Below are 13,076 nucleotides of genomic sequence, written 5' to 3'. Positions count from 1 at the left end.
AGTTTAAGTGTGAATATGAACTTAAAAGATTTAGAATATGTAAAAGCCGTTGCGCATTTTAAACATTTTCGCAAAGCGGCCGATGCCTGCTTTGTAAGCCAGCCTACCTTAAGTGGGCAAATTAAAAAGCTAGAACAAGAATTAGGGGTTATATTATTTGACCGTTCAACTAAGCACGTTACCTTAACAACCCAAGGTGAACGTTTGTTGACACAAATCAACCTTATATTAGAGCAAACTCAAATATTAAAAGAACTGGCTGCTACTTCTAACCAACCGTTACAGGGCAAACTAAGTATTGGCATTATTCCTACTATTGCTCCGTATTTATTACCTACGCTGCTTACATCAATGAAAGCGGCATTTCCTCAAAGCCAGTTTTCGTTTACTGAAATGCAAACTTCTACCATTTTAGCTGCGCTGGACAGTGGCGAGGTGGATTTTGCAATTTTAGCGGATGTGCCTGAACTAAAAAATTACCATACGATTAATGTATATAAAGAAGATTTTTTAGTTGCGGTATCTGCTGATAACGGTTTAGCTGTAAATAAAAAGGTAGCACTGCAAGATCTTCAAGGCAGTAACCTATTAATGTTAAGTGATGGGCATTGCTTTAAAGATCAAGCTCAGCAGTTTTGTTTTTCGGCAGGAGTGGATGTTTCTAGCCAGTACCAAGGCAACAGCTTAGAAACCTTACTAGCGCTGGTGGCAATGGACGATGGGGTTACGTTTGTGCCAAAACTTGCTGCAATACCCCGAGAGGGAATTCATTATTTGCCTATTTTTCCTAATCAGCAACGTAATATTGTATTAGCCTGTCGAAAGCACTACCCGCATTTATCTGGGGTTGAGCAGTTAGCTGATTGGTTAAGCGCTCACGATAATTTAAAAGTTAAGCTAGCCCAAGTACTTTAGGGCGTTGCAACTTCCACAATATCGTTAATTTGTACGCCCGGTAAAGGCTGATCATTAATACTGACGGCAATGGCGCTATGCTGATATAGCTGCTCTACACGAATACGGTTCAAAGTGGTTATAGTATGCGGCATGGTGTTGCCTTGCGCGTCTGTTAAATAATTATGATGAGCAATACTCAGCTGTTGGCCTTTTTCTAAGCCATGTGCCTTTCCTAAATTAATGACGAGTTTATTATTTTCCATGTGCATAATTTTGCCTTGGGTGGGTAGACACGCCATGGCTGCTTGCAAATCGTAACTTAGGGTTTGGTTTATCTCACTAATACTTTGACCAAAAGGCGACTGCCAAAAACGATTACTGTTTACATCAATAATGGCTGTTTTTTCAAATGGCCAGATGGCTTGGCTTTGATAGCTTTGTTGCCACAAGGGCTCATAAGTAGTGCCATTAAATAAACTAAACTCTATTTGGTAGTGACGCTGATAGCTTTCATCTTGCCAAAATGCATAGTCGCTATTGAGTTTATCGGTGGTGGATAAACTGGTAATTTGGCTTAACAACACATATTGCGCGTTACTGCGCGATGAAATTTCCTCTAACTGGCTATTAGAGTAGTCATGTTGTTGATTAAAGTAAGTATCGACTTTTATCGCTTTATTGAAATAGGCAACGGGTATTGCACTCATTTTTGATTTTTGCAACGAGGTATAAATGTTTTTACTGACTGCTTTGTTAATGTCAAATATTTGACCCATTCTCGCTTGTTCACGATTTGTTAATTGGCTTTGCGTGACAGCTATAAACTTATTAAAGTTACTTTGTGGACATTGCTCTGTTTGCGCAAAGATATCTAAGCGTAAGGTAATTGCAAACTCATCACTGCTGCGGTTTTCACTGACAAGCTCTATTTTTTGAATTTCGCCTTGGCTACTTATTTTTAGCTGATCTTGGGTTAAAACACCATCAACAAGCGTTTGCACCGAGCTCACCCGTGCCCCAGAGAATACAAGGGCTTGGGTAATTGCATCTTTTATTGCAGCGGCCTTTGCACCGGGAATGTCGCTATTTTGAATAACCGCATGGCCTGTAGACTCATACCACTGAGCGTGGGTAAAAGGTGAAAACGTTAATACCGCAGTGGTGCTTAATCCTGCTAATACTGCTTTTAAAAACGACTTCATACTCTTACTCCAATTAAACGTTAGCGTTAATGAGTCTCAGCAAGTAATGTACCACTATTATTTGTTGTTACAGAATATAGGTATCACTGGCATTAAACGTGCATAACTGAGTTTAATTAGTTTTTAAAGGCCCTGTATGATGCGAGTAATGCCATTAATGATCACATTAGGCTGCTTAACGTTAAGCGGTTGTAGCAATATATTTGATAAGCACGTTGAATATAAATATGTTGAGCCAAATAATTACCCTGTATTAAAAGCAATAGGGTACGCGCCCATTAGTTTGCAGTCGGGAAGTAATGACACTCAAAAACAACTTATGGCGATTAAGGCTTCAAAGCTCGAGGCTTATCGCGAACTAACAGAGCAAGTATACGGGCAAAAAATTACCGCAGGTACAACGGTTGCAGGCTCTATTGCCCAAGATGATTATTTACAAAGCAAAGTACAAGGTATTATTAAAGGTGCGCAAATTATAAAAACATATGCCGTTAATGATATGTATATAACCGAGCTTGAGCTTAATATGAAACGCGTGCACGACTTGTACATAGGTGAGATAAAGCCACGGGAAGTGAAAAAAGTGACTTATTACTAAGCGACAAATTAATACCCATAAAAAAACGCCTAAACGAATTATCGTTTAGGCGTTTTTTTATGGGTATTCTTTTAGGCTTTTAGGTTACGTACAATACTGTTATCAGTATTTACAACGCTGCCAGCTTGGTCGTAGGTCATCGATGATGGCGCACCAATTAAAATACCTTTCAACTGTTTTACACTTAACTGTGCCTGATGTGCTGCGTGAGCGTTAACTTCATTTTGTTTTTGACATTGCTCAAGCTTAGTTCTGGTCAGCTTTATTAAGTCAGCGTTTTCATCTGTTTGCTGATCATTACTGGCAATCAGTTTACTTAGTTCTTTATCTAGGGTGCTTATACTGGTTAAAAAAGACATTTTTTGTTGGGCAATTTCTTTTAAACCTTCGCCTCTACGTGAGGCAATAGCATTAAGCTCTTGAGTAAGAAGCTCACTCAAGGTTGTTAAACAATTAATTTGTTCGTTTAGTTTAATCGTAATTAAACTATTGTGATCAGCCATAAACATTAAACTCGAAATCTGCTAAGTTTTTGGCAAGTTTCTCACTATCTATTTGATACTTGCCTTCGGTAATGGCTTTTTTAAGTTCAGCAACTTTATTACTGTCAAAACCAGAAGACTGCTCTGCTTTTTCTTGTAAAGATTTTAATTGCTTGGCTTGCGGTGTTAGGCTCACCGAATCGCTTGCAGCTTTTGGCGAAGGCGTTTGCGCAGCCTGCGTATTTGCATTATCTCTTTTTAAATCAACTTTTTGCTGTTGAGTGTTTGTTAAAACACCAGGCTGTTGATTTGATTTGTTTACTTGACCGACCATGATAAAAACCCATTTATTACCCAACTGATGCCTATATATCGGCATTTACTAAAGATACTTTAGCATAAATTACATTAAATATTTACCTGCACAGACTCTACACCATCTACCCGTGCATTTAAAACTTTACCTGTTTTTTTGTTTTCTACTCGTACTTGTTCACCTAAGGTTCCATCCTCTAATGCAACACCCGTGGTTTTTACTCTTAACCCTTTAATATTGGCAAAAATGTTGACAGAGTCGCCTTTGCAAACCATACAAATTTGATTGAGCAGCACAGGCATACCTTCACGAATATTACGTTTACTGCGGCTACCAATAAGTAGCGCAGGATCATCAAGGTACTGAACACGTATAAAGTGCGCAGGACGCATATCAATACTTAAATGGGATGGAGTAATTACTTCACCTCGTGCTAAATTAGTAGTTGCAACAACAACAGGTGCTGATTCAGTGATTCTGACATGAACGTATTGTGCCCAGTTGTCACTATCGTTACATTTTATTTGAATGGTGACTTGACGATTAAAAGGGGGTTCGCTTGGCGTTACTAACTCTGGCTCAGAGTTACACTGGCGATCGGGTATGCGGCTATCTAACGGTAATGCGCTAAACTGTATTTTGTTATCATTTGTAGTTACTGCTTTTTGAGCAACATAAGATACAGCCATTTCTTGAAGCGATTCTTTGCTAAATACTTGAGCCTTTAGTGGCAAAGTGAAGCAGAGGCTAGCAAGAAAATAAAAAACACTGTATCTTCTGGTTTTTTTTAACAAACTCATAATGTTTCGACTATGCTTATGGTTGCAAACAGGGTATAAATATTTTGCGTCAGAATTTAGACGCCCCCGTTGTGTTATGACGCTTTATTAATTGAAAGCAATTATCGTTCCTTATATTTGTTTTCTTAGGAGATTTAAATGGCCGGTATTTTAGACTCAGTAAACCAGCGTACTCAGTTGGTTGGGCAAAACCGCTTGGAATTATTGTTATTTAAGCTTAACGGGCGTCAGCGCTTCGGCATTAATGTGTTTAAGGTGAGAGAAGTTCTTCAATGTCCTCCATTAACGAGCATGCCAAAATCTAACGCTTATATTCGTGGTGTAGCGCATATTCGAGGCCAAACTATTTCGGTGATTGATTTATCTATGGCTGTTGGCGGGCGACCTATAAAAAGCACAGAGGATGGCTTTATTATCATTGCAGAATATAACCGCACAGTGCAGGGCTTTTTAGTTGGTGGTGTTGAGCGAATTGTTAATATGAACTGGGAAAAAATAATGCCACCGCCATCAGGTGCGGGTCGCTATTCTTATTTAACAGCCGTCACTGAAATTGAAAATGAACTGGTAGAAATACTTGACGTAGAAAAAATCTTAAACGAAATTTGCCCAGTGAATACTACCGTGAGTGATGATGTTGCTGCTCAAGGAAATATACAAAAAGACCTAGGTGAAAGAATTGTATTTATTGCCGATGATTCGGCTGTTGCACGAAATCAGGTTAAACGAGCGCTAGAGCCTTTAGGTGTTACTACTGAGCTTGCTAAAAATGGTAAAGAAGCTCTAAGAAGACTAAAAGAAATTGCAGAGCTTGATTGCGTTAATGATATTACAGAGCGTGTAGGGTTATTAATTTCTGATGTAGAAATGCCAGAAATGGATGGCTATACACTCACTGCAGAGATTAAAGCCGATCCTAAACTTGCACCACTTCATGTTATTTTACATACATCTTTAAGCGGTGTTTTCAATCAAGCAATGATTGAAAAAGTAGGAGCAGATGATTTTATTGCAAAATTTAACCCAGACGAGCTTGCTACAGCCGTTAATAAGTGGGTTCATTGTGATTAATAAACACAGGTGTTATTGATTTGACTAATAAAGATTTGCAGCAAAAAGAATACGATCAATTTCGCTTATTTTTAGAACAACAGTGCGGTATTGTTTTAGGTGAAAATAAGCAGTATTTGGTTAAAAGCCGTTTGGCGCCATTAATGACGCGATTTAATGTTGATTCATTATCTGAACTGGTAACTAAAACGCTAGGTGTGCATGAGCGCCAGTTGCGCGCAGCCGTTGTTGATGCGATGACAACCAATGAAACATTGTGGTTTAGAGATCAATATCCGTTTGAGTTACTTAAAACCAGATTATTTCCTGAGTTTAAAACGTTAAATAGGCCATTAAAAATATGGTCTGCTGCGAGCTCTTCAGGCCAAGAACCCTATTCAATTGCTATGTCGGTGGCTGAGTTTCAATCAAGCAGCCCTGGTGTTTTAAAAATGGGTGCACAAATAATTGGTACAGATATATCAAATACCATGCTGGATATGTGTAAACATGCTGAATATGATGCATTGGCATTGGCCCGCGGGCTATCTGCTGAACGCCGTAAAAAGTTTTTTAAAGACAGCGGCAATGGTATGGCACAAGTGGTTGATTCATTGAAAAAGCAAGTGAGCTTTAGGCATTTAAATTTGCTCGATTCGTACGCCTTGATGGGTAAATTCGATATTATATTTTGCCGTAATGTTTTAATTTATTTTTCACCTGAAGTAAAAGCTAAAATAATTGCACAATTTTCTCAAGCACTTAACCCTAAAGGGTATTTGTTTTTAGGTGCGTCGGAGTCTATGTCTGGCTTAAGTACGGACTTTGATATGGTGCGCTGTAACCCCGGTATTATTTACCAAAAGAAATAACCTTCTTAATATATTACCCTCCTTTAAACGACGCTCACTGCGTCGTTTTTTGTTTTAATCATCACTATTTTCATTGCTGGCTTACTTATTGCTTTATTGATGCTAAGTCAATTTTTTGGAGGTAGTTATGGCTATCAGTTTTGATAAAGCATTAGGCGTGCATCCGCATGCGATGTTGATCCGTTCGCAAAGAGCAGAAATGCTCGCTACTAATATCGCAAATGCTGATACGCCCGGCTATAAAGCAAAAGATATCGACTTTGCCTCAGCATTAAAAACGGCAAAGTCTAACCAACTAAGCGGCAATAGCATGGTAAGAACCAATGAAAAACACATTGCCGGTGGTACCCGTAGTGTAGGTGGTAATGAATTATTTCGTACGCCAAATCAAACAGATACAGGTGATGGCAACTCTGTTGATATACAAGTGGAACGAAACTTGTATACACAGAATGCTATGGAGTATCAGGCCAGTGTCCAGTTTCTTAATGGTAAATTTAAAGGCCTGAAAAAAGCCCTCGGTAGTCAAGGAGCCTAATTATGAGTTTATATAATGTGTTTGATATTGCTGGTTCTGGTATGAGTGCACAAAACGTGCGATTAAATACCACCGCAAGTAATATCTCTAATGCTAATACAGTTAGCTCTTCACAAAATGAGACGTACCGAGCGCGACAACCTGTATTTGCTGCGGAGCTAACAAAAGCGTCAGCGTCAGCAAGCAACCCACAGGGCTCTGCCGTTGGAGTGAAAGTGTTAGGAGTGGTTGAGAGTGATAAACCACTACAAATTGAATATAACCCAAACCATCCCAGTGCGGATGAAAATGGTTATATTTATAAACCCAACGTGAATGTTGTTGAGGAGATGGCAAATATGATTTCTGCATCTCGCTCTTATCAGACAAATGTTCAAGTTGCTGATGCAGCTAAGCAAATGTTAAGTAAAACACTGCTGCTAGGTCAGCGGTAACTGAGGGTAGCTCATGAGTAACGATATTAGTACTTCTTCATCCTACATGGACTCTTTACGTTGGCAAGATAAGCAAGTGCCAAAAAAAGAGGAAAGTGATGCGTTAACCCAAGAAGATTTCTTTTCGTTGTTAACACAGCAATTGTCATATCAAGATCCCAGCAAACCAGCTGATAATGATCAGATGATTGCGCAAATGACCAATTTTACTATGGCTGAAGGGATCTCAAATTTAAACTCTAACTTTGAGTCTTTAGCCGCGTCGATGACATCAAATTCGGCATTGCAAGCATCAACACTGGTTGGTAAACAAGCACTGCTGGAGTCTGACACGCTTGAGCTTAATGAGTCGGGTGAGGTTAAGGGAGCTATTGTTGCTGAAAAGCCGGTAGATAATTTAACACTTCGTATTGAAGATGCGTCAGGGCAGTTAGTTAAAACCATTGATTTAGGCACTCAGCCTGCAGGTGCAGTGCGCTTTGCGTGGGATGGTAAAAATGAAGCGGGTGAACGGCTTCCTCCTGGTGAATACAAGGTTAAAGCTGAAGGCAGTACGGATGGCGAATTTTCAAGCCTCCCAATTGCTTCATTCAAAAATATTGAGAGTGTTAATATTAATGGCTCAAGCGGCATTATTATTAATACCAAAGAAGGTGCGGTTAGGCTGACTGATGTCGCAGAAATCGCGTAATAGATTGTATGTATTTTTTTAGCCATCAGGCTAAATACTTTTAGGTTAGAGGTTAATTATGAGCTTCAATATTGCATTAACAGGCCTTGCTGCCGCACAAAAAGATTTGGATGTTACCGCCAATAACATTGCCAACGTAAACACCACAGGCTTTAAAGAGTCACGTGCTGAATTTGCTGATGTATACGCATCATCGGTATTTAGTGCAGGTAAAACTAAAAATGGTGATGGTGTACAAACCACCATGGTTGCTCAGCAATTTCATCAAGGCTCATTACAGTTTACTAATAACTCACTGGATTTAGCGATTACCGGTGAAGGTTACTTTGCTACCAGCCAAGACTTAGGCGCACAAGATTTTACCTACACGCGAGCGGGTGCGTTTAAGCTTAATAAAGACAACTTTGTTGTCGACGCTAAAGGTAATTTTTTACAGAGCTTCCCAGTTGATGAAGTCAGTGGTGACACAACGTCTGTGAGTTTAAGTACTTCATCGGCATTACAAATTCCAGATTCTTCTGGTTCACCTCGCTCTACCAGTAATGTATACACTTCGTTTAATGTTGATTCTCGTGAAGATGTTATCGCAGTGCCGTTTGATGCAACCGACAGCACCACTTACAACTCTTCAACATCAACGACTATGTATGACTCGTTAGGTGAGCCACATGTATTACAATTCTTTTTTGTAAAAACAGCGCCAAACGAATGGCAAGTACATGGCACGTTAGATCAAACTCCTTTTGATGCGACTGGTGCAGCTACTGCAACACCAAGCCCGTTAAGCACGTTTGGTTTTGATGCCAGTGGTTTACCTGCGACTACCGATGGTGCTCCAAATGTTGGCCCTACGTTTACTGATGTCAATTTAACCGGTGCAAATTTATCGGGTATTTTATCTAATGGCGCTCAATTTGATGATATTGCTATTAACTGGCGTGATGAAGCGGGTACCGCTAACAGAACACCTACTCAGTATGCGAGTCGTTTTGAAGTGAAGGCGCTTGAGCAAGATGGTGCGACAGTGGGTCGTTTAGCGGGGATTGATATTGGTACTGATGGCAAAGTGGTTGCGTCATACAGTAACGGTGATTCAACCTTCTTAGGTCAAGTTGCCATGGTGCGTTTTTCAAACTCGCAAGGCCTACAACAGGTCGGTGATACCTCATGGAAAAAGAGTTTAACCTCAGGTGAGCCAATTGCGGGTGAGCCTGGTTCAGGTACTTTAGGTAACATTAACTCATCAGCGCTTGAGCAGTCTAATGTAAACTTAACCAATGAGCTGGTCGATTTGATTAGTGCGCAACGTAACTTCCAAGCAAACTCTCGTGCGCTTGAGGTTAATTCAACTATTCAACAGAACATCCTTCAGATCAGATAATCATTATTTTGATTTATTTAGGCTGCTTAATGCAGCCTTTTTTTATTCCCTTCTTAAAATCTTATTCATCCTTAAATTTAATTTGGCACTTATATTGCATTTACTCATGCATAGATTTATTAATGAGTCGATGTTATGGATAAAATGGTCTACATAGCGGCATCTGGCGCTAAACAAAGCATGCAAGGGCTTGCTCTTAAAGCCAATAATTTGGCAAATGCAAATACCACTGGGTTTAAATCTGATTTTGCGCAAGCGCGATCAATGCAGGCTTTCGGTGAAGGTTTGCCGACTCGTGTTTTTGCTATGCAGGAGCGCCCAGGATCAAACATGACATCGGGCGGTGTTGTCGAAACAGGTCGCAGCCTTGATATTGCTATGAGTGATAATGCATGGCTGAGTGTTCAGGATGCCTCTGGTAATGAAGCCTACACAAAAGTGGGTTCGTTAAATATAACGGCTGAAGGTATGTTAACTACCAGCGACGGTCGTCAAGTTATTGGCGAAGGTGGGCCAGTCATATTACCTGTACCGATTGAAAAAATTGAATTTAGCAAAGATGGCACTATTCAAGTTCGCCCTCAAGGTGCACCGGCTAACTTTTTAGAAGAAGTTGATCGGCTAAAAGTGGTTGATGCAAACAACGCCACGCTCGAAAAGGGTAATGATGGCTTATTTAGAGCTAAACCAGGCGAAATAGTTGAAACATCAGCCAATGTACAAGTATTAGGTGGCACATTAGAAAAGTCGAATGTAAATCCTGTGCATGAAATGGTCGATATGATCAGTCACCAACGCCAATTTGAATTACAAGTAAAACTGATGAAAACAGCTGAAGAGATTGACGAACGTCAAGAGCAGCTGATGCGCATCGTTTAACTTTAACGTGAGGACATTATTATGAATCCAGCATTATGGATAAGTAAAACAGGGCTTGACGCTCAACAAACTGATATATCGGTTATATCAAATAACTTAGCGAACGCCAGTACAGTAGGTTACAAAAAAAGCCGCGCTATTTTTGAAGACTTGCTTTACCAAAATATTAATCAACCAGGCGGTCGCTCATCGCAAGACACCGAAATGCCGTCAGGCTTAATGCTTGGCGCGGGTACTAAGGTGGTGGCTAACCAAAAAAACTTTTCGCAAGGTAATATGCTCACCACTGAAAATTCATTAGATTGGATGATTTCAGGCCCTGGCTTTTTTGAAGTACTGCAACCGGATGGCAATATTGCTTATTCGCGTAACGGCCAGTTTACTACTGACGGTGACGGGCGTGTTGTAACCTCGGGTGCTGGTTATGTTGTTCAGCCTGAAATGAATGTACCTGACGATGCACAGTCGATCACCGTATCTCAAGACGGTGAAGTGTCAGTTCGCGTTAAAGGTCAGGCCGAAAACGTGGTTATTGGTCAGATCACGATTAGTGATTTTATTAATCCGTCGGGCCTTGAGCCTATAGGGCAAAACTTATATACCGAAACCGCTGTAAGTGGTGCGCCTGTTCAAGGTAACCCAGGTGTTGAAGGTTTAGGTACGATTATTCAAGGTTCACTTGAAACATCAAATGTAAATGTGACCGAAGAGTTAGTTAATTTGATTGAAACGCAGCGCGTTTATGAGATGAACTCAAAAGTGATCTCAGCCGTTGATGAAATGATGAGTTATATCAATCAACAGTTATAGTTTTGGGGGATTGTATGCGTAATATTATGTTATTTACAGTAGGGACTTTACTATTAAGTGGTTGTGTAGCTACACAAAATAATGAGGTAGTACAAGACGATCCCTATTATGCACCTATGTATCCAGAGCCTAATATGGAGCCAGTAGTCGCAACCGGCTCTTTGTTCAGTACTCAATTATCGAATGATCTTTATGCCGATAAAAAAGCACTGCGAACAGGCGATATCATTACTGTTAAATTACAAGAGTCAACTCAAGCGACTAAAGCAGCTAAAACAGAAACGGATAAAGAAACCGATGCCAGCCTCGACCCTGTGATTGGCTTAGGTGGTTTACCTGTGAATATTGGCGGCGATAGCATTCAATTTGGTATTGGCAGTGACTCCTCATTTAAAGGTGACTCAAAATCAAATCAATCAAATAGCTTAGTTGGCGATATTTCGGTTAACGTAATGCGAGTACTACCAAATGGTAATTTAGTGATTCGCGGTGAAAAATGGCTAACGTTAAACACCGGTGAAGAATTTATTCGCTTAGAAGGGTTAGTGCGTCCACAAGATGTCAATGCCGATAATACCGTTGAGTCTAATCGAATTGCGAATGCGCGTATTCAGTACTCAGGTAAGGGCCAAACACAAGAGGCACAAAGCCCAGGTTGGTTAACGCGTTTCTTTAGTAGCTCATTGTTTCCCTTTTAGAGGACATTCGACATGAATGGTTTTAAAGTTTTTTGTTTTATGGTGCTACTAGGCTGGCAATTTACTGCCAGTGCTGAGCGAATTAAAGATGTGTCTATGGTCGAAGGGGTGCGCTCAAACCAATTAGTGGGCTATGGCTTAGTTGTTGGTTTACCAGGCACCGGTGAGCAAAGCCGTTTTACCGAGCAAAGCTTTAAAGGCATGCTTAATAGTTTTGGTATTACGTTACCTTCTAGTTTAAAGCCAAAAATTAAAAATGTAGCAGCGGTTGCTGTTCATGCTGAACTCCCCCCATTTAGAAAGCCAGGGCAAACCATAGATATAACTGTATCATCGATTGGCAGTGCAGGCAGCTTGCGCGGTGGCACATTACTACAAACATTCTTAAAAGGGGTTGATGGTAATGTTTACGCCATCGCTCAAGGCAGTTTAATTGTAGGTGGCTTAGGCGCTGAAGGCCTTGATGGTAGTCGCGTTGTGATTAATACGCCAACAGTAGGACGTGTACCAAATGGTGCAACCGTTGAACGTGCTGTTAAAAGCCCATTTATGCAAAACGACTATATTACCTTTAATTTAAACCGTCCTGACTTTACTACTGCTAAACGTTTAGAGAAAACCATTAATGATTTAATTGGTCCAAATAGCGCTCAAGCACTCGATGCAGCTTCTATTCGTGTTATTGCACCTCGTGATGCCTCGCAACGTGTATCGTATTTATCAACTCTTGAAAACTTAGAGTTTAAGCCAGCAGATACTTCAGCAAAAATAATTGTTAACTCGCGTACCGGCACTATTGTTATAGGTAAAAATGTAAAATTACAACCTGCGGCAATTACCCATGGAGGTTTAACAGTAACGATTGCTGAGCAGCAAAATGTTGCGCAGCCAAACCCTCTGGCCGAGGGGGAAACGGTGGTGACCCAACAAAGTATTATTGATGTTAATCAGGATGATTCACGCGCTTTTGTATTTGACCCAGGTGTGAGTCTTGATGATTTAGTTCGCGCAATTAATGAAGTTGGCGCTGCCCCTGGTGATTTAATGGCGATTCTTGAAGCACTTAAAGAAGCCGGCGCCATTAATGGCCAGCTTGTTGTAATTTAGTTTTATAAGACCCTATTTAGGGTCTTTAACAGTTAACCTAAAAAAGACGCGGCATAAAGCCGCTGCTACCACAGCAATAAACATTGAATTTAACCTTTCACAATAAGTAGCAGCGAGTTTACCTCGCGTCTCTCACTTAGTTTAATCTTTGCCTAGAACCTAGAACCTAGAACCTAGAACCTAGAACCTAGAACCTAGAACCTAGAACCTAGAACCTAGAACCTAGAACCTAGAACCTAGAACCTAGAACCTAGAACCTTTCAATTCTCTTGGCTCAATTATTGCATTTTATTAAGTATTATTAATTATTGTGTCAAAAAG

16 protein-coding genes are annotated in these 13,076 nt (G+C 40.3%); 12 read left to right on the top strand and 4 right to left on the bottom strand.

The window, feature by feature from the left end:
• Positions 1 to 15: 15 nt before the first annotated feature.
• Positions 16 to 915, top strand: coding sequence for a LysR substrate-binding domain-containing protein (locus B1F84_RS11015; RefSeq protein ID WP_109874258.1), 900 nt, complete (start codon positions 16 to 18; stop codon positions 913 to 915).
• Here B1F84_RS11015 and B1F84_RS11010 read toward each other — a convergent pair.
• A complete protein-coding gene (locus tag B1F84_RS11010; RefSeq protein WP_131691419.1) occupies positions 912 to 2,099 on the bottom strand; it encodes a flagellar assembly protein T N-terminal domain-containing protein in 1,188 nt (395 codons plus the stop codon). The two genes, B1F84_RS11015 and B1F84_RS11010, sit on opposite strands and share 4 nt — an antisense overlap.
• Positions 2,100 to 2,238: 139 nt before the next feature.
• On the opposite strand from B1F84_RS11010, the gene B1F84_RS11005 reads away from it, so the two are divergent.
• Positions 2,239 to 2,697, top strand: a complete 459-nt coding sequence (locus tag B1F84_RS11005; RefSeq protein WP_036933530.1) for an LPP20 family lipoprotein — start codon at positions 2,239 to 2,241, stop codon at positions 2,695 to 2,697.
• 71 nt (positions 2,698 to 2,768) lie between these two features.
• Here B1F84_RS11005 and flgN read toward each other — a convergent pair whose 3' ends face one another.
• The 3 genes from flgN to flgA form a co-directional block, all read right to left on the bottom strand.
• Positions 2,769 to 3,200, bottom strand: coding sequence for a flagellar export chaperone FlgN (gene flgN / locus B1F84_RS11000; RefSeq protein WP_036932872.1), 432 nt, complete (start codon positions 3,198 to 3,200; stop codon positions 2,769 to 2,771).
• Positions 3,193 to 3,513: a flagellar biosynthesis anti-sigma factor FlgM gene (gene flgM, locus B1F84_RS10995; protein WP_010387860.1), complete on the bottom strand. Its 321-nt coding sequence runs from the start codon at positions 3,511 to 3,513 to the stop codon at positions 3,193 to 3,195. Before flgM ends, flgN begins: the two co-directional genes overlap by 8 nt.
• Before the next feature lie 74 nt (positions 3,514 to 3,587).
• On the bottom strand, positions 3,588 to 4,295 hold the full coding sequence (flgA, locus tag B1F84_RS10990; RefSeq protein WP_076918294.1) for a flagellar basal body P-ring formation chaperone FlgA: 708 nt from the start codon (positions 4,293 to 4,295) through the stop codon (positions 3,588 to 3,590).
• A gap of 138 nt (positions 4,296 to 4,433) precedes the next feature.
• On the opposite strand from flgA, the gene B1F84_RS10985 reads away from it, so the two are divergent.
• The 10 genes from B1F84_RS10985 to B1F84_RS10940 all read left to right on the top strand — a co-directional run bounded on the left by B1F84_RS10985 (position 4,434) and on the right by B1F84_RS10940 (position 12,755).
• A complete protein-coding gene (locus tag B1F84_RS10985; RefSeq protein WP_131691418.1) occupies positions 4,434 to 5,366 on the top strand; it encodes a chemotaxis protein CheV in 933 nt (310 codons plus the stop codon).
• A 20-nt stretch (positions 5,367 to 5,386) separates the two neighbouring features.
• Positions 5,387 to 6,217 (top strand): protein-glutamate O-methyltransferase CheR, encoded by an 831-nt coding sequence (locus tag B1F84_RS10980; protein ID WP_131691417.1) that lies wholly within the window; start codon positions 5,387 to 5,389, stop codon positions 6,215 to 6,217.
• Between the two features lie 127 nt (positions 6,218 to 6,344).
• Complete coding sequence (gene flgB / locus B1F84_RS10975; protein WP_008113066.1) at positions 6,345 to 6,755, top strand: flagellar basal body rod protein FlgB; 411 nt, start codon at positions 6,345 to 6,347, stop codon at positions 6,753 to 6,755.
• 2 nt (positions 6,756 to 6,757) lie between these two features.
• The gene (gene flgC / locus B1F84_RS10970; RefSeq protein WP_076918292.1) at positions 6,758 to 7,189 is read left to right on the top strand and encodes a flagellar basal body rod protein FlgC; all 432 of its coding nucleotides are present in this window, start codon (positions 6,758 to 6,760) and stop codon (positions 7,187 to 7,189) included.
• 13 nt (positions 7,190 to 7,202) lie between these two features.
• Positions 7,203 to 7,880 (top strand): flagellar hook assembly protein FlgD, encoded by a 678-nt coding sequence (locus B1F84_RS10965; RefSeq protein ID WP_008113070.1) that lies wholly within the window; start codon positions 7,203 to 7,205, stop codon positions 7,878 to 7,880.
• Positions 7,881 to 7,938: 58 nt separating this feature from the next.
• Positions 7,939 to 9,261 (top strand): flagellar hook protein FlgE, encoded by a 1,323-nt coding sequence (flgE, locus tag B1F84_RS10960; RefSeq protein ID WP_076918291.1) that lies wholly within the window; start codon positions 7,939 to 7,941, stop codon positions 9,259 to 9,261.
• A gap of 135 nt (positions 9,262 to 9,396) precedes the next feature.
• Complete coding sequence (locus tag B1F84_RS10955) at positions 9,397 to 10,140, top strand: flagellar basal body rod protein FlgF (RefSeq protein ID WP_131691416.1); 744 nt, start codon at positions 9,397 to 9,399, stop codon at positions 10,138 to 10,140.
• A gap of 21 nt (positions 10,141 to 10,161) precedes the next feature.
• Positions 10,162 to 10,950 (top strand): flagellar basal-body rod protein FlgG, encoded by a 789-nt coding sequence (gene flgG, locus B1F84_RS10950; RefSeq protein WP_010387879.1) that lies wholly within the window; start codon positions 10,162 to 10,164, stop codon positions 10,948 to 10,950.
• A gap of 14 nt (positions 10,951 to 10,964) precedes the next feature.
• A complete protein-coding gene (gene flgH / locus B1F84_RS10945) occupies positions 10,965 to 11,648 on the top strand; it encodes a flagellar basal body L-ring protein FlgH (RefSeq protein WP_010387881.1) in 684 nt (227 codons plus the stop codon).
• Between the two features lie 12 nt (positions 11,649 to 11,660).
• The gene (locus tag B1F84_RS10940; protein WP_036953616.1) at positions 11,661 to 12,755 is read left to right on the top strand and encodes a flagellar basal body P-ring protein FlgI; all 1,095 of its coding nucleotides are present in this window, start codon (positions 11,661 to 11,663) and stop codon (positions 12,753 to 12,755) included.
• Positions 12,756 to 13,076: the final 321 nt, after the last annotated feature.

Source organism: Pseudoalteromonas sp. DL-6, assembly GCF_004328665.1.
Classification (GTDB): Bacteria; Pseudomonadota; Gammaproteobacteria; order Enterobacterales; family Alteromonadaceae; genus Pseudoalteromonas.
The sequence above is the reverse complement of the archived record's forward strand: the minus strand, read 5'-3'. Positions and strand labels throughout refer to the sequence as shown.

Excerpts from the sequence above, each read along its gene's own strand:
- B1F84_RS11015 (WP_109874258.1), top strand. The coding sequence starts at position 16 with ATGAACTTAAAAGATTTAGAATATGTAAAAGCCGTTGCGCATTTTAAA.
- B1F84_RS11010 (WP_131691419.1), bottom strand. The coding sequence starts at position 2,099 with ATGAAGTCGTTTTTAAAAGCAGTATTAGCAGGATTAAGCACCACTGCG.
- B1F84_RS11005 (WP_036933530.1), top strand. The coding sequence starts at position 2,239 with ATGCGAGTAATGCCATTAATGATCACATTAGGCTGCTTAACGTTAAGC.
- flgN (WP_036932872.1), bottom strand. The coding sequence starts at position 3,200 with ATGGCTGATCACAATAGTTTAATTACGATTAAACTAAACGAACAAATT.
- flgM (WP_010387860.1), bottom strand. The coding sequence starts at position 3,513 with ATGGTCGGTCAAGTAAACAAATCAAATCAACAGCCTGGTGTTTTAACA.
- flgA (WP_076918294.1), bottom strand. The coding sequence starts at position 4,295 with ATGAGTTTGTTAAAAAAAACCAGAAGATACAGTGTTTTTTATTTTCTT.
- B1F84_RS10985 (WP_131691418.1), top strand. The coding sequence starts at position 4,434 with ATGGCCGGTATTTTAGACTCAGTAAACCAGCGTACTCAGTTGGTTGGG.
- flgB (WP_008113066.1), top strand. The coding sequence starts at position 6,345 with ATGGCTATCAGTTTTGATAAAGCATTAGGCGTGCATCCGCATGCGATG.
- flgC (WP_076918292.1), top strand. The coding sequence starts at position 6,758 with ATGAGTTTATATAATGTGTTTGATATTGCTGGTTCTGGTATGAGTGCA.
- B1F84_RS10965 (WP_008113070.1), top strand. The coding sequence starts at position 7,203 with ATGAGTAACGATATTAGTACTTCTTCATCCTACATGGACTCTTTACGT.
- flgE (WP_076918291.1), top strand. The coding sequence starts at position 7,939 with ATGAGCTTCAATATTGCATTAACAGGCCTTGCTGCCGCACAAAAAGAT.
- B1F84_RS10955 (WP_131691416.1), top strand. The coding sequence starts at position 9,397 with ATGGATAAAATGGTCTACATAGCGGCATCTGGCGCTAAACAAAGCATG.
- flgG (WP_010387879.1), top strand. The coding sequence starts at position 10,162 with ATGAATCCAGCATTATGGATAAGTAAAACAGGGCTTGACGCTCAACAA.
- flgH (WP_010387881.1), top strand. The coding sequence starts at position 10,965 with ATGCGTAATATTATGTTATTTACAGTAGGGACTTTACTATTAAGTGGT.
- B1F84_RS10940 (WP_036953616.1), top strand. The coding sequence starts at position 11,661 with ATGAATGGTTTTAAAGTTTTTTGTTTTATGGTGCTACTAGGCTGGCAA.